The following is a 21,481-nucleotide window of genomic DNA, read 5'->3' as shown; positions in this document are numbered from 1 at the left end:
CAAGCTCGGCTCGATAGCCGCCGGAGCCCACAACCTCGCCGGTGCTTCTGGCCAGATAGCTGGCCAGAAGCACCACCCGGCTACGAGTCCGCGGTCATGCTTCCGGCGGACGCACCCAAGGGGCAAGGCGTTCCCCAGCCTCCAGATTCTCGCGCCAGTACCGGAAGACGGTTCCCTGGACGATGTCGAGCTGCCGGGCCGCGATCAAGCCGGAGGCGGGTTCAGGTCCTCCCGCATCGGCCTCGAAGGCGACCAACACCTCAGGTGTTTCACCAACCTGCCGAGACACGATCCGGGCCTCCGCGGGTGTCGGCTCGCGGAACGTCGGATCGTGGAATGAAGCGGGACATATGACGAAGACCGGGTCGCTGAAGACCAGCTCCAGGCCGTGGTGGTACGACAGGTCGTGGCCGGCGCCCAGCCGCAGCCGACCGGCGTTCCCGCTGACAACGTCCCAGTCCCACCAGGACCCATCTGGAAGGTGGATCACAAAGCTGCCCCCCAAATCGAACGAGCGGGCAGGCTACACGGGCGCCCACCCCGAATTGCCGGACACTACCCGGCCTTGGCATTTCCGAGCTCGACTGCCAGCGCGGCCATCTCCCGCAAGCGCTCGTAGTACTCGATCGCGCCGCCCTCATCACCGATCGACGGAACGACCTTTTCAAGGGCCCCAAGGCACCCGAGGAGGATGCTGCGGCGCTTCTCATCAAGGGGCCCCGACAGTGACGAGGAGACACAGCCAGCGGTGTCCGCGTCCAGCAGCACCATGTCTTGGCCCTCGATGTCCTGACCACGAAGATGGGCCGGGAACCTCGCGCGAATGTGCTCCTCCCACAGTCGTGAGAGGAGGTCCAGTTCCGGTTCGTTCATGTTCGAGATCATGCATCAGATGCCAATCAGTCCAGTCGTTTGAAGGTGTGCTGGAGTTCTCCAGCCTCCAGCAGCCCGACGATCACATCCACCATTCCCGCGATGCCTGGGGAACGGACGATCAGGCCGTCAGAGCATGAGAAGTACCTGCCACCCAGGGCCTCTCCGGTGCCGTCCCACCGATTCATCAGCCGGCCGACTTCGTCGACGGTCAGGATCGTCGCGCCCCACCGTGATCCGTCAGGGAGGAGGACTTCGGCATCGGTGTTGCAGACGTCGTCGAGATCCTCGTGCGGATCCGGGAGGAAGCGGATCTCGAAGTCGTTGTTGCGGACTCGATAGAAGGGGCCGTGCCATCCTGCCTCGGCGTCGGGCCGGTCAGGATCATCGGCCGCGTCATCGGGACCGGCATAGTCGTCGGGTGCCTGTGGGTACAGGTCCAGCGCGATGTCGAGGCCGAGGTCTCCGGCCTCTCGAAGGAGCGCGGAGGGGAGAGCGCATCCGCCCTGGCCGCTCTCACTGCCGAAGCCGAGGAACAACTCCAGCTTGCAGTCGGCGGCCAGGCTCGCCAATTCGTCGTGCTTGCCGACCAGACGACGGAGGAGTTCGGCGACGTGCTCCTCTGGCCATCGGTCGTTGTCCAGGCCACTCTTGAGAATCCAGACGGCGGCCCCACGCCGACGGCTGAGTGGGTTCCGTGGACTTGAGAGGCTTCCCCGCTCGTACTCGTGATCAGGGGTAATGCCCAGCCGCACCGAGATCTCACTCGCGCGGACAGTCCAGCTCGTGATCCGCAGGGATCCAGCCGACCACTTCGTGCCCGGCATCGGCGACAGCTCTATCGATTCGTCAGACACGGCGACACCATGACAGGTCACCGCGCACCTGGCCAGCAGGTTTCTCCGGAGCTGCTGTGCCTCACGTGCCTCAGACAGCGATCTTCAGCTACATTGCTGTACTGCCACTGGCTTTCCGTGAGTCTCCGGAACCAGCAGTGCAGATAACCCTCGTGTCGCACTGTCCGTACTGGGTGGCCCAGTGAGGGAACTTGGTACGGCTGTAGCCCTCCATGGAGTGAGGCTCGGCCACGGTCAGGTCGGCCAGTTCATCGCGCGCGACATCGACGGGCGGGGGCTCGGGCAGCGTGCGGTGGGTGGCTGTCGCCGCGGCGGCGGGGGCGGTGGTGCCGGCGAAGGCGGGACCTGCGGCCGGCAGAGCGGTCAGGACGAGCGTGGCGAGGACGGTGGTGGCGCGGCGCCACGCGGCAGTGGTGATCATGGTCAAGCTGTACCGGCCCCGGGTGTCGGGTGACGACTGTTCACCTGACCAGCGGCGCGCCAACTGTCCAAGGTTGACGCCGAGAGGGCCAGTACCTCAGCTGTTCGGGTACTGGCGGACTCGCCGGGGCTCTCGCGCCAGTACCCGGGCTTCCGCGGATAGCGAGGTACCGCCGTCCGGGGCGGCTGTCAGCCCTGGTTCGCGGTTTCGACGGGCAGGCCCCGCGCGGCATCGAAGGCCGTGTGGGTGGCGAGGGCGGCGTTGTGCAGTTCGGTGAGGATCGAGGCCAGGGCGGCCTTGGCCTGCGTCGCTTCGGCCTCTTGCTGATACCGCCACCTCTCTTCGGAGGGACCGCCCGGCCGGGAGAGGGCGATCTGCGCGTGGAGGCGGAGCCGCCTCTGGTCGAGGACCTGGAAGGCGACCGACACTGCGAGTTCGCGGGCCTCGTCGGGCGTCTCCTGGGTGCCGAGTACGTGGTGAACGCTGATCCGCTGGCCTCGTTCGAGGTAGACCCGTTCTCCAGGGACCCCAGAACGTCGGCGCCGCTGCCCGTCGGGCACGGCCGTGGCGGTGTCGACGCTGGTCACCTCGGTCCGCGGCCAGGCGTCGAGGTCGGCGGCGATGCGTGTCGCCCCGGCACTGATCTCGCTGATCAGGTGGGAGAAGTCTTCGATCGCCTCGTAGCGCAGGCGCATCGCCTCCTCCTCGGCCGTGTCGAGGGCGGCGATCCGGTCGAGCAGGGTGGCGGGGTCCTTGGCCATGGACGACGGCGCCTCCGGCGGCGGGGGCGGAAGTTCGGGCACGAGGGACAGCGTTCGGCTGTGGTGCAGCAGCCGCACGACCTCCACGTCCGGATAGCGCTGCAGGGCTTCCCGCAGTGCCGCCACACGGCCGGCGGGGAACCGGTGGCCGAGGACCACCTCGGTCAGCGCGCCGCGGATGTCGATGCTGTTGTGTTGGAGGGACTGGTCCACCAGGATCAGGCGGTATTCGTTCTCGTTCGACCAGTCGTAGTGCTTGCGGAAGAAGAGCTGCTCCGCCGTGTCCCGGGCGTAGACGCGGGCGAGGGCGTCCACCCCGAAGGCCTTGGCCTGCCCGAGGTCGAACCCCCGGGCGTCGACCGCTTTGTCCATGAGGTTGTAGGACACCGGCCCGTGGAACCGTAGGTCGTCGTCGATTCCCGCGCGGTCGAAGGCGGCGATGAGCCTGTCGCGGTCGAACCGCAGGCAGATACCGCTGTGACGGCCCGCGTAGTGGGCCCACAGCGACAGATGCGCCCACCCGCGCAGCGCGTTCGGGTCGAGGGTGTAGGGAGGGAAGACGAAGTCCCGGGTGAGGCAGGCGACCTTGGTGTGCAGCCGGATGCTGCGGTCGATCTCCTCCCAGACCCAGCCGGCGGCATCGACGTCGGCCTGGTCGTCCTCGTGGACGCTGAGAACGGGAGGGAACGGGTCTGCCTCCCACAGGTCGTTCATCGACTCGAACGGGCCCAGGCGCAGCGTCCCCGTGGTGAGGATCCCGGTGATCGCCGCGTCGGCGCTCGTGTAGTGGTACAGATCGCCGGTCTCCGTCGGCTTTGTCCTCCGGGCGCCGTGCTCGCCGAACGCCTCGAAGGAGTCCTGGAGCGTCCCCACCTGCCGTGACCTGGACATCCGACCTTCTTCTGTCGCTCAACCGGCGGGTCCCCCCTCGGGACAGGCCTTCCGGTGTCCTCACCCTATGCCATTATCGTCGAAATGACGATAATGGCATAGGGTGAGCTGGCGATCCCATCCCAAAGCGAAACGACCGTTTGCGCTATGAGGGATGGGTTGCTACCGTCGAGATGAACGGAAACGTTCGTTTTCGCTGGTTGTGTGCTGCTGCCGGGAGCCCTCCGGCGGCCGCCCTCCTGTACGGCGAGGAGCGTGTCATGACCGCCTTACCGCCTGTCGAGCCTCTTCCCTGCCAGACCGCTGTGCTGATCGTCGGGGCCGGTCCCGCCGGCCTGGCGCTGGCGGTGAGCCTGCGTCAGCTGGGTGTGGCCCATGTCCTGATCGACCGGGGTGCCGGGATCGGGACCGGCAGCAGAGCGGCGGCCGTCCAGCCCCGCACCCTGGAGTACCTGGACTTGATCGGCGTCGGCGCCCCGCTCGTCCGGGCCGGGACGAAGGCGCGCGGGTTCTGCCTCCACGACCGTGACCGGACGCTCCTGCGGGCCTGCTTCGACCAGCTGGACACCCCCCACCCGTACATGCTGCTGGCCTCCCAGCAGACCACCGAAGAGCAATTGCTCGCGCGGCTGGAGGAGTTGGGTGGCGCCGTCCACCGCAGCCACCGCCTGCTCGGCATCACCCCCGACCATCCCGGCGTGATGGCGACGGTCGCCGGCCCGGACGGGGTGGTGCGCGCCGTGTCCGCCCGCTACCTGGTCGGCTGCGACGGCCTGCACAGTACGGTGCGCACGGCGGCGGGCATCGCCTTCCCCGGCGACGCGCGGGAGCAGCTGTTCGCGCTCGCCGATGTCCGCCTCCAGGCCGGCACGCGGGCCGCGGCCTGCGAGGACCCCACGTTCTTCCTCTCCGGGGCGGGCATGCTGCTGCTCTCGCCGCTCGCCGGCGGCCTGCACCGGCTGGTCGCCCCCGCCGCGCCCGGATCGGCCGCGCCGTGCGCGGGGGACGTCGAGCGGCTGCTGTCCGAGCGCGGTCCCGCGCGGGAGGCGGCGCGGGTCGCCGAGGTGGTCGCCGCCTCGACGTACCGGGTGCAGGAGAGGGTCGCCGAGTCGTTTCGCGCCGGGCCCGTCCTGCTGGCCGGCGACGCCGCCCACACCCACAGCCCCGCCGGCGGGCAGGGCATGAACACCGGCATCCAGGACGCCGGGAACCTGGCCTGGAAGCTGCACGCCGTCCTGAGCGCGATGGCACCGGAGGAGCTGCTGGACAGCTACCACCGGGAGCGGCACCCCGTCGCCCGCGCACTCATCTCCTTCACCGCCCGCTTCGCCGAGGTCGCCGCCCTGACCGACCCGGCCGCCTGCCTGCGGCGCAACGCCCTGCTGTCCGCCGCCGCCGGCACCCCGGGGATCACCGACTGGATCGCCGCCAAGCTCGCCCAGCTCGACATCGGCTACACCGACCAGCCCGACCTCGGCACCCCGCGCCCCGGCACGCGGGTCAGCCCACGGCTCGTCCCCCCGGACGGCCTGCACTGGACCCTGGCCCTGCCCGGCGCACCCGCCGAACCGACCGCCGCCCCGGACACGTCCGCGCTGCACGGCCTCCTGACGGTCCGGCACATCCCCGCACTGGACACCACCCTGCTGGTCCGCCCGGACGGCTACCTCGCCGCCCACGGCCTGCCGGCCACGCCCGGCGAGGTCCTCGCCCACCTGGCCGACCACCTGCCCCTGGAGCCCGCGGCCTGAACCGCACGCTCGAAGGAGTCACGGACATGACCACTCCCGCCTCCCGCCCCACCCTCATCCGCCGGGCCGCCGTCTTCGACGGCACCCGCCTCCACCCGGCCCGCGACGTCCTGATCCAGGGCCCGTCCATCACCGCCGTCGGCAACGCCCTGCCCCTGCCCGAGGACGCGCACGTCATCGACGCAACCGGCCGCACCCTGCTCCCCGGCCTGATCGACGCCCACACCCACGCCACCGACACCGGACAGCTCCGCCAGTCCCTCCTGTTCGGCATCACCACCGAACTCGACATGGGCGGCGCACCCGCAACAGCCCGCCGACTGCGGGCCGCCGCAGGCGACCGGGACGACCTCGCCGACCTGCGCGTCGCCACCACCGGAGCCACCGCCCCCGGCGGACACCCCGGCCAGCTGGTCGCATCCGGCCTGCTCGAGCCCTTCCCCACCCTCGCCCGATGGCAGGACGCCGACGCCTTCGTCGAGGCCCGGGTCGCCGAAGGCGCCGACCACCTCAAAATCTTCATCGAGGACGGCACCGCCATCGGCCACCCGATGCCCCTGATGTCCCCGCAGACCGTCACCGCCCTGGTGCACGCCGCCCACGAACACGGCCTGCGCACCGTCGCCCTCACCCTCACCCGCACCGCCACCCGCCAGGCCATCGCCTGCGGCATCGACGGCCTCGCCCACGCCCCCGCCGACGGCCCCTGCAGCGACGACCTGATCGAAGCAGCCGCCGCACACGGCGTCTTCGTCGTCCCCACCCTGACCGCACTCACCGGCATGACCCCCACCCCGGCCGAGTACGCACTCGCCGACGACCCCCGGCTGCGCCCCTACGCCGAGACACGATGGCTCACCGAACTCAACCGCATCCGCACCACGAACCCCGCCGAGCGCGTCGGCCCGATCCGGATGGACCCGGCCCACGCCGCCGACGCAGCCCTACGCATGTTCCACCTCGGCGTCCCCCTGCTGGCCGGCACCGACGGCACCGGCGGGATGGGCCACCCCACCACCCACGGCATCAGCTACCACGGCGAACTCGCCCTGCTGGTGGCCGCCGGACTCACCCCCACCCAGGCACTGACCGCCGCCACCGCCGCCCCCGCCGACGCCTTCGCCCTCACCGACCGGGGCCGCATCGCACCCGGACTACGCGCCGACCTGCTCCTCGTCGAAGGCGACCCCACCCGCGACATCACCGCCCTGCGCGCCATCACCCACCTGTGGCGCCGCGGCACCCCCGTCGACCGCCCCGCCCTCGTCACCACCGGCGCCGAAGAGATCCGGAGCTGACCATGAACCCCACCACCGCCCCGCCCCACGCGGGCATCCACCACCTCAAGCTACCCGTCACCGACCTGGAACGCAGCGCCCGCTGGTACACCGCGGTCCTCGGCGCCCACCGCATCGAGGCCCTCGACCACCGCCGCCCCGACGGCACCCTCTTCGCCGTCATCCTCGACGCCCCCGGCCTGGGCACCCGCCTCGAACTGCGCCTCGACCCGGCCACCTGCGCCGCCCTGAACGGCTACGACTTCCTCACCCTCGCCGTCGACGACCGACCCGCCCTCGACCGCTGGACCGCCCACCTCGACGCACTCGACGTCCCCCACTCACCGCCGGTCATCGCCCTCGCGGGCTGGCTCCTCGTCGTCCCCGACCCCGACGGGCTACGCCTGCGCCTCTACACCAACACGCCCCACGGTCTGGGCCCCGAGCACGTCGAGTACGACTCGCCCTGGCTCGCACCCGTCCCACCGGGCACGGCGCCCGCCCCGTGAACCCCGGTCCCTGCCCCCGGCAGACCGACCGCCCGCGGCACCACACCCCGCTCTCCCCGCGCCGCGGGCGGAGAAAGGGATGTTCAGAACTACGGTCGGACGACTTCGGCACGGTCCGTTGGTGACCGGCAACTCCCGGAAGACGCCGGCGCGTTCATCCGGGCTGACGGAGCCAAGCGCGGCTGCCAGCCAGCCGCCGGCCGGGGCAAGCGCCTCCACTGCCCCGGCCGCACCTGCGGCCGGAGGGGCGGGCCGCCGAACCGCCGCGGCCGACGCCGACGCCGACCACGGCGACCGTCCTCCCCGCCGCGCAGGACCACTGCGGCCGCCGGGGCCATCCCGACCCGGAGGCCCGAACTTCCCTTCAACGCCCGCGAGTCGACGGACCCGCCGCACTGGTCACAGCCCGTCTCCACCCTCTCCCCGGGGGAACGCCGAAGCGAGGGCCGACAGGCCCTCGACCATGCGGTCCACCGAGACCGGGTCCACCAGGTAGCGCCCGACCAGCAGCCCCGGCATCAGGGACATCAGCACCGACGCCACCGCCTCCGGGTCCGCCTGCGGCCCGAGCCGCCCCTCCTCGCGCCACCGCCAGGCCAGCTCGGCGAGACTGCCGCGCACGTCCAGGTAGAACGAACGGGTCCGCTCCGCCAGCTCCGGCCTGCGCAGCGCCTCCCCCCACGCCTGGATGGCGATGCGCCGCAGGTCGCCACCCTGCCCCGGGTCGCGGTCGCGCAGCTCGGCCACCATCGCGGCCACGACCTGGGCCGGCGACGGGGTGGGACGCTGCTCCAGCAGCCCGCTGAACAGGTTGCGGACCAGCGCCAGGGACTCGTCCGCGGCGGCCAAGATGAGGTCGTCCTTGCTGCGGAAGTACCGGTACACCGCGCTGGAGGACATGCCGGTCGCGGTGATCACGTCGTCCATCGACGTGGCGTGGAATCCGTCACGGGAGAAGCAGTGCCAGGCGCTGGTGAGGATGTGGCGCCGCCGCTCCTCCCGGGTTTCGTCACTCAGTCGGGGCATACCCCAAACTCTAAACGAAAACGCCTGTTCCCGTTTCAGGTTCAGCGGGGCCACGACCAGGTCCGCTGGAGCCGGAGAGAACCCATCACCGGCTGAGGCCCCGGCCCGTGGTGTGATCGTCCGGTCGGGTGGGCGGGCCGACCACTGGAGGAGGAAGCGCAGTGCCTCCTGGGAGGGCGAGTTCAAAGGAGCCGTATAGGCGACGAGTTGCTGGTCGGGCTGCGTGTCGACGGAGAACTGCTGGACGGCCAGGGTCACGGTGCCGATGACCGGGTGGCGGTAGGTCTTGGTGAGCTGCCTGGGCCCGCGCACCTGGTGGCGTCCCCACCAGGTGCGGAAGTCCACGTCCCAGGCGGTGGGTTCGCCGACCAGGCGGCCAAGGTCCGGTCGTTGGGGTGCATCCGGCCTCTATCTGCAGGACCGCGACGCACTCGCGGGTAGCGCGTGCCCAGTCCGCGTACAGGGACCGGTAGGCGTCGTCGAGGAAGGCTGGCCGGATCAGGTTGCGTTTGCGCTCGGGCAGTGCGGCGAAGTCGGCCAGCAGGGCTGCCGCGCCCCGGTTCCAGGCCAGCACATCCATGCGGCGGTCGAGGATCATGGCGGGGATGTCGTACATGCCGTCGAGCAGTTGGTGCAGTTTCGGGTCGGCACTTCGCCCGGCGGGCTGCCGGGCGGACGTGGCCTGCGTGACGTCGGCGACATCGACGGAGCCAGCCACGTCGACCTCTACGACAAGGAGCAGCACGTCGGCCCCGCGGTCTCGAAGCTCACCGACTTTTTCGAGACTCACCTGGCCAAGACCGCGTAGACAGACGGCCCCGGCGGCCACCATCACCGACGTCACGGCCATCACCCGCCCCGCCCTGCTCGGCACTGCTCTGCTCTGCCCGATAGCGTGGGAACCTGGCAGGTCAGCGCCGTCCGCCACCTGGGCTCCGCCCGAGCCCGGGACCCGCTGCACGCGGCAGCCCTCCTGCGCGAAGCCCCCTGCCCGCGACCCCGGTGATCGTTCCAGAACGCGTTCGGCCCACGACCGGAAAGGTGCGATCTCCGGCCGGGCGCGTTCTGCCTGTGCCGGATGGTCTGCCGCCTGACGGTTGGGGCGGGCGGCATCGTTGGGGCCGCCGTGAGCGGCTCGGCGGCCCCACCACCCCACGCGGCTACCGACGGGACGACCGGGCCACGCTTCGCTGCACCGCGCAGGTACCGCGTAGACGTGAGCGCGAGCCGGCGGGACATCGCGCGTCTGGTGTTCCAGACCCCGGAGTGAGCCTGTCACCAGCTGAGCGCGAATCCTGCTACTTCGCGCACAACCGGTTCAGGTCGTTGACGTCGATCTTGATGACGTCGGTGGCGGGACTGCTCCAAGGGTGGCTGTTGAGGAAGTTCTGCGCGGCGTTGCGCACTCCCTGCCAGGTGGTGGCGTTGGTCGGGGCTCCGGCCTGCCGGAGGTCGCCCTGGGTGTTGCGGACCGCCTGGCCGCAGGTGGTCGCCCTGGCAGGCGACGGGGCGGCCGCGGCGTCAGTGGCCGCGACGGTGCCGAGCGCGACGGCGCTCAAGACAACGGGGACAAGTGCCTGTCGGATCTTCACGTGCTGGACCTCTCACTGCCGAAGGGGGACCTCTTCGGCCCCCGAAGTGCGCTGGCAGCAACGAGTCTGGGCCAGAGGCCAGCCGCCGGTGGCCAGGCACGACCGTGAGTGCCCGAACGAGGTACGCGGCCGCAGCGCCTGCCCTCACGCTCAGCTTAGTGGTCAACGCTCGAAGTCCTTCAAGGGTTGACCCGAGAACAGGGTTTGTGGCGAGAAGCGGTGGCGCCCGCCCTGCGGGCGATGCTCCAGCAGGACGACCACACAGATCCGCACTTGGAACTGCTGCGCCTCGGCGCGGAGAGCCCGGGCGTCGCTGCGGAGGACGTCATCGTCACCCTGGTCCTGGACGGAGCGCTCGTCACGGGGACCGTGGTCTCCACCGCTACCTGGGAGCACCTCCACCTCGGGCAGCTCGGGAACCAGGACGGCGACCTGCGTCGGGTCGCCAGGGAAGCGCTCGTGCACCTGGACGACGCCGCCGAGAAAGGCCGGCGCCGTCGCGAGACGGATCACCGCTTCCTGCATCTGCGGCACGTCACCTACCGGTCCGGCCGGACCATCCACACCCTGCCGACCTGGCGCGGCCGTACGAGTTGAGCACCACGTCATACTCGAATCGAGGCGACAGCAGGAACGGCAGCCCATCGGGCAGCCCGGCCTCGTCGAGCCAAGGCGTCAGGTCTTCGGGCAGGTCACGAAGCCTGGGCAGTACCGCTGCGGGCCGGGCGACATCGCGGCTGGTGTAGTGCACCGTCCACGCGGATCTCTGCTTCACCGGCGCAACATACGCGGTCAGTAACCAACCGTGCACAAGCCAGCGTCAGGTGGACGCGGACCGGGCCGCCGAAGACCCCCTCACAGACCATCACCGGCAAGATCGTCGTGTCCAGCGCGACCACCTGGCCCGGCCTGGTGACCAGCACGTGCCCGTCCTTCTCGGGCAGCGACGCGGAGCGTTCGTAGCGCTGCCTACCACGGCCGGGGCCGAACCACTCGTGCCAGACCCGTCTGTGAGCGTGTCGTAGCTGGGAACCTTGATCTCTTGGCCGGGGAACGTCTCGCGGACGTAGCGGTGGATCATCGTCTCCCGGGTGCGGGCGTCCACCTTGGAACGGTGGTGCCTGGTCTCCTCTCGAACGGTCAGGATCGCTTCGCGGACCTCCTCCGAGATGCTGGGGTGCCCGCCGCTCTCGCGCAGCCATCGGTCGTCCGCGCAGCCGATCACCCCGAAGCGGCGCCGTTTGCGCTCCCAGCGCTCCAGTGTCCTGACGCCGACCCGGTCCAGTGCCAGCAGCTTTGCGGCGGTCTGGTCCATGGCCTCCAGCTCGGCCACTTTGGCCTGGCGCCGCGTTGGCGACAACTTGCTTGCCGAACGATCGCCAACCGACAGATACCTCGCCGAATCGGCGACAGTTGTCGTGCTGCCCGGCCCGGAGAACCGCACGTCGAGTAGTGCGGTTGGCGACAAGTAGCGTGCTGAGTCACAGCAGATGTGCCGAGCCGAGCTAGTGTGATGCGCCGCAAATCGCGAGGGTAAGTTCTACTCTGATGGTGGGTTCGGTAGCTTGATCTTGGTGAGGTAGTCCGCGAGGGACGTGAGGATCTCGTCGGCGGTCTTGGTCCAGGTGAAGGGTCGGGGGCTGTCGTTCCAGGCCGCGATCCAGGTCTTGATGTCGTCCTCCAGGGCCTTGACGGAAGTGAGGTGACCCCTGTGATGTGGACACTCTGATGGCGGATCTTGATGGTCCGGGAAGATGGTTCATATGGCAGGGCGGAAGTACACGCCGGAGTTCCGGGCGGACGCGGTGGCGTTGTGGCGGGCCTCGGCGGGGCAGCGGACGATGAAGGACGTCGCGGCTGACCTGGGGATCACCCGGGAGACGCTGCGGTTGTGGGTTCGTGCGGCCGACGGCGGCGGGCAAGCTCCAGCCGGTGGGTCGGGACCGGAGGGCCACCAGGAGGAGCTGGCCCGCTTGCGAGCGGAGAACGCCCGACTGTTGAAGGCGGAGAAGGAGTGGCAGTTGGAGCGGGAGATCCTCCGCCGGGCGGCCCAGTATTTTGCCAAGGAGATGAAGTGACGTCCCGCCGCTGGGACTTCATCTCCGAGTATGCCGGCGAGTTCGGCGTCCAGCGGCTGTGCCGGGTGCTGCAGGTCTCCCGCTCGGGCTACTACCGGTGGTTGGCCGGTGCGGACGCCCGTGCCAGTCGGCAGGCAGCCGATCAGGCCCTGGCGGCGGAGATCCGCGAGATCCACGCCGTCTCGGGCGAGACCTACGGAGTCCTGCGCGTTCATGCCGACCTGCAAGGATCCGGACACCACGTGAACCGCAAGCGGGTGGCACGGCTGATGCGCGAGCACGGCATCATCGGCCGCCACCTTCGCCGCCGGAAGCGGACCACCCTCCCCGATCCGGTGGCGCCTCCGGTGCCGGACCTGGTGCAGCGGGACTTCACCGCCTCCCGGCTCGACCAGCGCTGGTGCGGCGACATCACCTACATCCAGGTCGGCGGCCGGCGGCTGTTCCTGGCCTGCGTGATCGACATCTGCTCACGCCGGGTCCTGGGCTGGTCGATGGCCCCGCACATGCGGGCCGAACTGGTCGTCAACGCCCTTGAGATGGCAGTGGCGGCCCGGGGCGGCGAGGTAGCCGGGGTGGTGTTTCACTCCGATCGCGGGTCGCAATACACCTCAGCCGCGTTCGCGGACGTCTGCGACCGGTACGGGATCCGACGCAGCATGGGTCGGGTCGGCTCCAGTTACGACAACGCCCTGGCCGAGAGCCTGTGGCAGAGCCTCAAACGAGAAGCTCTGTTCAGGACGCTGTTCTCCACGATGGAGCAGGCCCGAATGGTGATCCTGCGATGGCTCACGTACTACAACGCAAGGCGACGCCACAGCGCACTGGCCTACCTCTCCCCGATGGAGTTCGAACAACAGCAACGCACGACGGCTAAACTCTCACTCGCGGCGTAAACCCCTGTGTCCACAATCCGGGGGTCACCTCAGTCTGGATCGACACCTGGAACCAGGACCCGAGACCGTTCACCTGGACCAAGACCGCCGACGAGATCCTCAAGTCCCTCGCCGACTACCTCGCCAAGATCAACCCAGTCGTCCAGGCATCACGGTAATTACTACCCTCATGATTTGTGGCGCATCACACTAGTGCCCTCTGCACGGCGTCGTTTCGAGCCGAACGGACCGCGGAGGGCGTTCGGAGCCTCGTCGAGTCACTGGAGGCCCCAGCGCAAGAGGCCAGCGCCGACTACGAGAACACCTGTCTCCACGCCGGCGCACCCTCTGCCACCTGGGCGCCTGCGACCAGATCCTCTCGCTGGCCCACTTCATGAACACCCACGCGGTCGGCCCGGGTGACCACGTTCTGCTCACCGGCAACGGCATCTCGCTGGCGGCGGCCGTCGTCGAGGTCCTCGACCACCCCGCCTGGCAGCCGCCCCGCGCCAGCCCCGGCCCCGTGCCGGATGGCGGAACCGGCCGTTCGTCAGCGGGAATCGGCCGCGGCCGCGGCCACGGCCGCCTCTGCGCCCGCCGATGAAGTAGGCATATACATCACCGCTCGATCCGGGCGACCTTCGAAGCGCGGCCCCGCGTCCGTCCCCACACCAGGCCACCCCGTCCGCCGAGCGCGGATCCACGGCGCGGGCCGCCGCCCGAGCGCACATGCGTAACCCAAGGACAGCGTCCCGTTCCGGCGATCACCCCTGGAGTGTGCCTGTGTCATGGTTCAAACCAACCGTGGGGGGCCCGCCCCCCTCCCGGGCCCGCACACCACGCGGCCGATGGACGGCGGCCACCCTCTCCGCCGCCCTACTGGCCGGACTGCTACTCGGAGCGCAGCCCGCCTCGGCCAGGCCCGCGCCCGAGTCTCCGCGCGGTGACCGTCTGCCCGCCGCGGCAGGGCAGCCAGCCCGCGACCGGGCCTCCGCCCGGCTCGCGGCCCGGCTCACCGGAAAACCGGTGGAAGTGCCCACCGAACGCACCGAGACGGCGACGACCTGGGCGAACCCGGACGGCACCCTCACCCTGGAGGCCGCAGCCGGCCCGGTGCGGATGCGCCGCCCGGAGGGCGACTGGGCCGACGTCGACGTTACCTTCGCCAAGCGCCCCGACGGCTCCGTCGCCTCCAAGGCCCACCCGCGCTCGCTCGCCCTGGCCGGGGCGCCGAGCGCCAAGCGCGTCGACTCCTTCGCCGAGGCCGCCGGCACCCCGGCCGAGGACCTGCTCACCCTCAGCGCCGGTGGCCGGGGCGTCACGGTGCAGTGGCGGGGCGGGCTGCCCGAACCCCGACTGGACGGCTCCCGGGCCACCTACCAGGACGTCCTGCCCGACGCGGACCTCGTCATCGACGCTACCCGCACCGGCTACGAGCAGTCCGTGATCCTCAAGAAGCGCCCCGCCGGCCCCGCCGACTACACCCTGCCGCTGAAGGCGCCGGGAATCGACGCGCGCCAGAACGATGACGGCGGTGTGACGTTCACCGAGTCCGCCACCGGACGCGAACTCGCCACGATGCCCGCCCCAGTCATGTGGGACGCCACCGTCGACGAGAAGTCGGGGGAGCACACCCGCCGGGCACCAGTGGGCCTGAAGGTCACGCAGTCCGGCGACACCGTGGAACTGCGCCTCAGCCCCGACGCCGCGTTCCTCGCCGACCCGGCGACCCGCTACCCCGTGACGGTCGATCCGTCGGACACCGTCCTGTCCGACGTGTTCGACACCTGGGTCCAGCAGGGCGAGACGGCCGACGCGTCAAGCTCCACCGAGCTGAAGATCGGCTGGCCCGGGGACTGGGCGGACGCCCCGAAGACCAAACCCCGCATCGCCCGCTCCTTCATCAGCTGGGACATGGCGCCCATCAAGGACGCCCTCGTCTCCAAAGCCACCCTGTCCCTCTACAACCTCCACTCCTGGGACTGCACCAAACCCGCCGCCTGGGAGATCTGGGACACCAACAACGCGACGACCGCCAGCCGCTGGACCAACCAACCGACCTGGCTACAGAAGTTCACGACGACCACCGAGACCCGCGGCCAGAACTGCTCCAACGGCGCCTACGTCAACACCGACGTCACCACACTGCTCCAGTACTGGGCGGGCCAGACCTCGGTGGGCAGGCAGGGCATGGGCCTACGCGCCGCCAATGAGGCTGACACCGGAGGGTGGAAGAGGTTCTACTCCGGCAACGCTGCCGCGAACCAGATCCCCAAGCTCTCGGTTACCTTCAACTACCGTCCCCGCACCGGCACCGACCAGCAGGCCGGCCCGCCCTTCTTCGCAGACGACGGCGTCTACACCGTCAACACCCTGACCCCCGTCCTGCGCGACACCTTCACCGACTCCAACAACGACCGGATCAATGGCACCTTCCAGATCGTGGACGCGGCCACCGACCAACCGGTCGGCGGCTACCTGGTGTCCCCGTGGGGCGCCAGCGGGGAACCGCTGTCCGCCACCGTCCCGGCGGGCCTGCTCCAGGACGGCCGCACCTACCGCTTCCGCAGCACCCCGTACGACGGAACCCACTACAACCTCGCCTGGTCACCCTGGCGCACCTTCACGGTGGACACCACCGCGCCCTCCGCGCCGACCACCGTGACCTCCACGGACTACCCCTCGGCCGCCTGGGTGAAGGGCGTCGGCCAGAGCGGCACCTTCGTGGTCACACCGCCACCGACGGACCACCGCTGGCTGGAGTGGACCCTGGACGGCTCCACCTGGACCCGCATCGCCACCGGCGGCACCGGCACACCGGTCAACCTGCTGGCCACTCCGACCCACGGCGGAACCAACACCCTTCAGGTGCGCAGCGTGGACCGGGCCGACAACCGCTCCGAGGCCCTGTCATACGAGTTCCACGTCGGCTCCGGCGGCATCACCAGGCCTTCCGACAGTCGGCGCACCGCCGCCCGGCTGCCGCTCCAGGCCGAGGCTGACGCTGGGCGCTTCGACGCCGTGACCTTCTCCTGGCGGCGCTCGGACGCCGACGCCTGGGCACCCATCCCGCCCGGCCACGTCAGCGCGGCGGGATCCCCGCTCACCGGCTGGCCGGTCGCGCTCGCCGCCGGCCGCAGCCCGGAACTCGCCTGGGACGCCGCCACCACCGTCAACCCCGACGGCGCGGTGCAGCTGAAGGCCGACTTCACCGGGCCGGGCGGCGCCACCGGCTCCAGCGACCCGCTCAAGGCGATCGTCGACCGCACCGCCGACAACGCCGCCACCGCGGCCGTCGGCCCCGGCACGGTCAACCTGCTGACGGGCGGCTACGGCCTCAGCCGCACCGACGCCTCCTTCTTTGGCACGGCGATCACCCGCACCGCCTCCTCCCGCGCCCCCCAGGAGGGCGGAGCTCAAGCGGGGCAGGCCGCGATCTTCGGTAAGGAGTGGCTCTCCGGCACCACCACCGGCCGCAAGGACTCCGGCTACACCGCGATCGGCCGCACCTCGGATACCTCGCTGGACGTCCGGCGCACCGACGGCACGGCCCTGCGTTTCACCGCCGATGGGACCGCCACCGGCTGGATCCCCGAACCCGGTGCGGCCCACTTCACCCTGACCGGCTCCTTCGCCGCCGGCTTCACGCTCACGGACAGCAACGGCGACACGGCCGAGTTCGCCCGGACCGACCCCGCCGCAGCCGCCTGGCCCCTCACCCGCTCGTCCACCCGGGGGCTTGACAACACCACCAGCACGATCGTCTCCCAGAACGTCACCGTGCCCGACGGGCGGGTCCTGGCTCGGCCCCAACGGGTGGTGAGCCCGACCAGCGCGGTCGCATCGTCCGTCTGCACAGCCGACCCGGCCGTGCGCGGCTGTCGCGTCCTGGAGTTCGTCTACGCCCCCGCCACCACCGCGACCGACGCCGCCCTCGGGGACGTCGCCGGCCAGGTCACCGCGATCCGCCTGTGGTCCACCGAACCCGGCGCGAACAGCGCCACCGCCGTCGACGTCAGCCGCTATGCCTACGAGGTGAACGGACGGCTCCGGGAGACCTGGGACCCCAGGATCACCCCCGCGCTGAAGACCGCCTACGACTACGACACGGCGGGCCGCGTCACCCGACTCACCCTGCCGGGCGAGCTCCCCTGGAGCTTCGCCTACGGGCGGGCCGGCAACTCCCCGGCCGCCGGCGACGGCATGCTGCTCACCGCCTCGCGCCCGACCCTGGCCCCCGGCTCCGCAGACCAGGTCGACGGCACGGCCACCACGACCCTGGTCTACGACGTGCCGGTGACCGGCGCCGGCGCACCGCACGACCTCGGCCGCGCCGCCACCGCCTCCTGGGGCCAGCGGGAGACCCCCACCGACGCCACCGCCGTCTTCCCGACCGACCAGACACCCGCCGCTGGCACCGGAACGCAGCTCCCCGCCAACGGCTACGGACGTGCCGACGTGCACTACCTGGACGCCTCCGGCCTGGAGACCGACACCGCACGGCCCGGAGGGGCCGTCACCGCCACCGACCACGACGCCGCCGGCCACACCGTCCGCCACCTGACCGCGGCCAACCGCGCGCTGGCCCTGGGCACCACCGACCAGGACCGCGCGACCCTGGCCGACCTCGGCATCGCCGCCCTCGGCAGCGCCGAACGAGCCGATCTGCTCTCCACCACGACGACCTACAGCGTCGGCGGCAACCGCGAGCTGGAGGTTCTCGGCCCGCTCCACTACGCGACGTTGGAACGGAAACTGACCGCCGGAGCGACCGTGATCGCCGAGGCCGGCACTCAACTGCCCCTGCGGCAGAGGACGGTGAAAGAGTACGACGGCGGCCGGCCCACCGACGGCACCGCCACTGTGCGCGACCAGGTCACCAAGGAGACCGTCGGCGGACAGCCTCGCATCGACACCGCCCCACTCGCCGACGCCCGCACCACGGCCATCGGCTACGACTGGGCCAAAGGCCAGCCGACCACCAGCATCCAGGACCCCGACGGGGCCCGGCTCACCACCACCACCGGCTACGACGCCCAAGGGCGGGTGACCAGTATGAGTCTGCCAGCCTCCACCGGCACCGACGCGGGCACCACGACCACCGCCTACTACACCGCGGACGGCGGCGGCCCCTGCGCCAGCCGGCCCGAGTGGGCGGACCAAATCTGCTCCGTCGGAGCCGCCGCCGACATCACCGGCGGGGGCACCAACCCCGCCCAACTTCCCCGCCGGACCAGCGAGTACGACCGCTGGGGCCAGACCACGAGCACCGTCGAAACGGCCAACGGCGACCAGCGGACCACGACCACCGGCTACGACGCCGCCGGCCGCCGGACCAGCTCCACCGTCACCGGCCCGGGCCAGCAGGTCCCGGCTGTAACCACCGCCTACGACGCCACCAGCGGCCGCCAGGTCAGCACGGCCGCCGCCGGCACGGGCACCATCACCGCCGCCTACGACCGCCTCGGACGCCAAATCGCCTACACCGACGCCGACGGCGGCACCACCACGACCCGCTACGACCGGCTCGACCGGCCGGTCCTCATCACCGACTCCGCCCCCTCCACCCTCAGCTACACCTACGACACCGCCGTGGAGCCACGCGGCCTGGCCACCGCGGTCAGCGACTCGGTGGCTGGCCCCTTCACCGCCCGCTACGACGCGGACGGCACCGTGGTCAGCACCGGACTGCCCGGCGGCTACACCATGCGCCAACGCACGAGCCCGACCGGCACCCTGATCAGCCGCGCCTACACCCGCGACAGCGACGGCACGACCGTCCTGGGCGACGGGATCAGCACCACCGTCCACAACCAGTGGGCCACCCACACCACCACCTTCACCGCGGCCTCCCAGCAGGTCTTCGGCTACGACACTGTCGGACGCCTCACCCGCACGACCTCGGCCGCCGACGGCGTCTGCACCACCAGGACCTACACCTTCGACCGCAACACCAACCGCACCACCCGAAGCTCTGTCAACGCCGCACCCGGCGCCGACTGCGCCGCCTCAGGCGGCACCCCGGAACAACACCGCTACGACACCGCCGACCGCCTGACCGACCCTGGCTACGTCTACGACTCCTTCGGTCGAACCACGGCCCAACCCGGCGCCACCACCTCCTACTTCGCCAACGACCTCGTCCGCCAGCAGAGCACCGCCACCGACCGGCAGACCTGGACCCTGGACCCGGCTCTGCGCCTGCGCGCCTGGACCTCCGAGGTCAACCCCGGCACCGGCTGGACCCCCTCCCGCAGCCGGATCAACCACTACGGGTGCGCCTGCGACAGCCCCAGCTGGACCGTCGAGGACACCACCACCGGCGAGCTCACCCGCCAGGTCGCCACCCCCGCCGGCGGTCTCGGCGCCACCACCGCCAAGTCCGGCGGGGTACTGCTCCAACTCGCCAACCTGCACGGCGACATCGTGGTCGTCCTGCCGCTCGACCAAACCAGGGCGCCAATCGCGGTGAACTACGACGAGTACGGCAACCGCGCGCCCGGAACCGCCCCCCTGCGGTACGGCTGGCTCGGCTCCCAGCAGCGCTCGGCCGAGACACCCACCGGGGCCGTCCTGATGGGCGTGCGACTGTACGACCCAACGCTCGGCCGGTTCCTGACCACCGACCCGGTCCCGGGCGGCAACGCCACCGCCTACGACTACGTCCTCCAGGACCCGAACACCCACTTCGACCTCGACGGCCAGTGGGGGTGGGGCTGGGCCCGCAGGGCCTGGACGTGGGTCAGGCCCTTCGTGATCCTGTGCGGGCGGGGAGCATGGGCGTCCCGCGGCTACGGCTACACCTGGCAGCAGAAGGCGGCCGCCATGGCCGCGGGCTGCCTCGTCTACCAGCTCTGACGACCTAGCGCACGACGGCCGGCACCGAGCCCTCAGCGGCCCCGGTGCCGGCCGATCCGTCAGGCTGACCGCCGTCCCACTCGCCCCTGAGCACACGACCAGCCCACCCCGCCGAGGCCCCGACGAGACACCCCAAAGCCGCCCGCAGACGGGCGACCGGGTCACCGCGACCGATCACGCCGATCACGATCACCCAGCCAGTTGCCCGATACTGACCCACGCTCCTAGTAGGGCCAGCTGGTCCCGCGTGGGCCAGCGGTGTGGGACGGTCGCTCGGCAGGGCCTGGCCGACGTGCCGGTCACCCGGCTTGCGGATCAGCTGTCCTCGCGCCAGGGGGCGCGCCCGTTGGGCTGGGGCTGGGTCCAGATGCGGATCCGGGTGCTCTCCGGTGTATCGCACCCGGCGGCGCTCAGGACCCACTCGGCGGTGAAGGCCGTGTAGTACAGGCCAGCGTCCCACAGTATCAGGCTGGCATCGTTGGGCACCGGCCGGTCGGCGATCCGTATGTAGTGGCCCGGTTCGAAGAGCTCGTCCAGCAGATGTACGGAGGCGTGGGCGCCGAACACCGACAGCTGCCGGTAGTCCAGGTAGATCGAACGCAGGCTCTCCTGCCCGAGGCCGCGCGTCGGCGCCCACTCGGACAGCTTGTCGACCATGACGGACACCGGGAGTGCCTGGGCCTGGATCGGCCCGAACGCGGAGATGAAGTCGGTCAGGTCCACGCGGCTGGGTTCCAGCCGCGGGACGTGCGGCGACTGGATCAGCTCCTGTGGCGGCAGATCGGGGCGGCTGGTGTTGCGGCGCGCGATGTCGGCGTTGCGCGCCTGGACCCGCTTGAGGCGGCTCCGCGCCTTCTTCTTGCTGGCGGCGAGCTCTTGGTTGATCCTGTCGCGCTCGTTCTGGATGCCTTCGGCGCTGTGCCGGGCCGCCTGGCCTGCCGCGACGACGGCCTCGTACCCGCCGAAGTGGATGTAGAGCGAAAACACGGTCGCCTCGATCAGGCTGCGTGCCAGCGAGCGGACCGCGTACTCGAGCCTGCCGTCGACTGCCGCTGCCAGTTCCCGCAGGAGCTCCGCGCAGTAGCGCAGGGCCGCGGTCCCGCCCTGCACTGTCCCGACCGTCCGCACGTGCGCGACGGCGGCCGCCACCTGCGGCAGCCTGCACCAAGCCGCCCAGGCCCTCGGTACGACCGCGGAAGACTGACCGCGACGACCTGGTGGCGTCGCTCCTGACCACGCGGCGGGTGCAACGCGGGGCGCAAGGCCCGGCCAAGGCCTTGCGTTGCGCCCTTGACCTGCGCGAACCGCCGATCCTCCGGCTGGCCCTTTGCTTGACGCCGTTCCGGCGGGATCATCCCCGCCGCCCCAGTTCGTGTCGCTGTCGACGCCCCAGGTCGCCTTGCCAGGCGAGCAGGTATGCGAGGAAGTCCGGGCAGTCTGTTCGCCGCCGTGCGCACGGCCGTACCAGTGTGGTGGCCTCGCGGGCCAGGGCGTCGATGTCCTACCTGGTGGCGTTCGGCAGGGGTGGGCCGGCCGCTGCCAGGTGTCTTCGAACGATACCGGCTCCTTCGCGGATCACGAGCGGGTGACTCCGGAGGGCGGCCTCTCGGGTGCATCTCAGAGGGTGTTCGATAGGGGATTCCCCCCAACTGTCCGGCTTTGGTTCTTGCGGCACGGACTCGTTTTCAGGATCTCGTGGCGGCCGGGTCCGT

Annotated in this window: 16 protein-coding genes and 1 pseudogene; 7 read left to right on the top strand and 10 right to left on the bottom strand. The window is 70.9% G+C overall.

Annotated elements, in window-relative coordinates; all coding sequences use genetic code 11:
• Positions 1–94: 94 nt before the first annotated feature.
• The 5 genes from ACIP37_RS36600 to ACIP37_RS36580 form a co-directional block, all read right to left on the bottom strand.
• Entirely contained in the window at positions 95–490 is a 396-nt protein-coding gene (locus ACIP37_RS36600; RefSeq protein ID WP_400812372.1) for a hypothetical protein, read from the bottom strand.
• Between the two features lie 65 nt (positions 491–555).
• The gene (locus ACIP37_RS36595; RefSeq protein ID WP_363589341.1) at positions 556–885 is read right to left on the bottom strand and encodes a hypothetical protein; all 330 of its coding nucleotides are present in this window, start codon (positions 883–885) and stop codon (positions 556–558) included.
• A gap of 14 nt (positions 886–899) precedes the next feature.
• Complete coding sequence (locus tag ACIP37_RS36590; RefSeq protein WP_400845315.1) at positions 900–1,730, bottom strand: DUF4279 domain-containing protein; 831 nt, start codon at positions 1,728–1,730, stop codon at positions 900–902.
• 88 nt (positions 1,731–1,818) lie between these two features.
• Positions 1,819–2,151, bottom strand: a complete 333-nt coding sequence (locus ACIP37_RS36585; protein WP_400812366.1) for a hypothetical protein — start codon at positions 2,149–2,151, stop codon at positions 1,819–1,821.
• A 188-nt stretch (positions 2,152–2,339) separates the two neighbouring features.
• Positions 2,340–3,803: a DUF2971 domain-containing protein gene (locus ACIP37_RS36580; protein ID WP_363589345.1), complete on the bottom strand. Its 1,464-nt coding sequence runs from the start codon at positions 3,801–3,803 to the stop codon at positions 2,340–2,342.
• Positions 3,804–4,063: 260 nt separating this feature from the next.
• Between ACIP37_RS36580 and ACIP37_RS36575 the strand changes: the two genes are divergently transcribed.
• From ACIP37_RS36575 to ACIP37_RS36565, 3 genes are read left to right on the top strand one after another with little or no spacing between them, the layout of a single operon-like run.
• Complete coding sequence (locus ACIP37_RS36575; protein WP_400812364.1) at positions 4,064–5,554, top strand: FAD-dependent monooxygenase; 1,491 nt, start codon at positions 4,064–4,066, stop codon at positions 5,552–5,554.
• A gap of 26 nt (positions 5,555–5,580) precedes the next feature.
• The gene (locus ACIP37_RS36570; protein ID WP_400812362.1) at positions 5,581–6,852 is read left to right on the top strand and encodes an amidohydrolase family protein; all 1,272 of its coding nucleotides are present in this window, start codon (positions 5,581–5,583) and stop codon (positions 6,850–6,852) included.
• 2 nt (positions 6,853–6,854) lie between these two features.
• Positions 6,855–7,340, top strand: coding sequence for a VOC family protein (locus ACIP37_RS36565; protein ID WP_363589351.1), 486 nt, complete (start codon positions 6,855–6,857; stop codon positions 7,338–7,340).
• 399 nt (positions 7,341–7,739) lie between these two features.
• On the opposite strand, the gene ACIP37_RS36560 is transcribed toward ACIP37_RS36565, so the two are convergent.
• From ACIP37_RS36560 to ACIP37_RS36550, 3 genes and pseudogenes are all read right to left on the bottom strand, one after another.
• On the bottom strand, positions 7,740–8,366 hold the full coding sequence (locus ACIP37_RS36560; RefSeq protein ID WP_400812383.1) for a TetR/AcrR family transcriptional regulator: 627 nt from the start codon (positions 8,364–8,366) through the stop codon (positions 7,740–7,742).
• A gap of 210 nt (positions 8,367–8,576) precedes the next feature.
• Positions 8,577–8,964: pseudogene (locus ACIP37_RS36555) on the bottom strand (transcriptional regulator); the annotation flags it as partial.
• 700 nt (positions 8,965–9,664) lie between these two features.
• Positions 9,665–9,925 (bottom strand): hypothetical protein, encoded by a 261-nt coding sequence (locus ACIP37_RS36550; protein ID WP_400812360.1) that lies wholly within the window; start codon positions 9,923–9,925, stop codon positions 9,665–9,667.
• A 252-nt stretch (positions 9,926–10,177) separates the two neighbouring features.
• Between ACIP37_RS36550 and ACIP37_RS36545 the strand changes: the two genes are divergently transcribed.
• Positions 10,178–10,555: a hypothetical protein gene (locus ACIP37_RS36545; protein WP_400812358.1), complete on the top strand. Its 378-nt coding sequence runs from the start codon at positions 10,178–10,180 to the stop codon at positions 10,553–10,555.
• Between the two features lie 268 nt (positions 10,556–10,823).
• On the opposite strand, the gene ACIP37_RS36540 is transcribed toward ACIP37_RS36545, so the two are convergent.
• Positions 10,824–11,273 (bottom strand): hypothetical protein, encoded by a 450-nt coding sequence (locus tag ACIP37_RS36540; protein WP_400812357.1) that lies wholly within the window; start codon positions 11,271–11,273, stop codon positions 10,824–10,826.
• Between the two features lie 448 nt (positions 11,274–11,721).
• On the opposite strand from ACIP37_RS36540, the gene ACIP37_RS36535 reads away from it, so the two are divergent.
• The 3 genes from ACIP37_RS36535 (at position 11,722) to ACIP37_RS36525 (ending at position 19,769) form a co-directional block, all read left to right on the top strand.
• Positions 11,722–12,932, top strand: a protein-coding gene (locus ACIP37_RS36535) for an IS3 family transposase (protein WP_400812356.1) whose coding sequence is annotated in 2 segments (ribosomal slippage) — positions 11,722–11,968 and positions 11,968–12,932 — 1,212 coding nt in all. Because the reading frame shifts where the segments join, the coding sequence is not laid out codon by codon here.
• A 373-nt stretch (positions 12,933–13,305) separates the two neighbouring features.
• Positions 13,306–13,515 (top strand): hypothetical protein, encoded by a 210-nt coding sequence (locus tag ACIP37_RS36530; RefSeq protein WP_400812354.1) that lies wholly within the window; start codon positions 13,306–13,308, stop codon positions 13,513–13,515.
• Between the two features lie 428 nt (positions 13,516–13,943).
• Complete coding sequence (locus ACIP37_RS36525) at positions 13,944–19,769, top strand: DNRLRE domain-containing protein (protein WP_400812352.1); 5,826 nt, start codon at positions 13,944–13,946, stop codon at positions 19,767–19,769.
• 315 nt (positions 19,770–20,084) lie between these two features.
• Here the strand turns inward: ACIP37_RS36525 and ACIP37_RS36520 are convergent, their stop codons facing one another.
• A complete protein-coding gene (locus tag ACIP37_RS36520; protein WP_400812350.1) occupies positions 20,085–20,918 on the bottom strand; it encodes a hypothetical protein in 834 nt (277 codons plus the stop codon).
• Positions 20,919–21,481: the final 563 nt, after the last annotated feature.

This window comes from Kitasatospora sp. NPDC088861, from assembly GCF_044750105.1.
Taxonomy (GTDB): domain Bacteria; phylum Actinomycetota; class Actinomycetes; order Streptomycetales; family Streptomycetaceae; genus Kitasatospora.
This window is presented reverse-complemented; position numbering and strand designations above follow the sequence as displayed.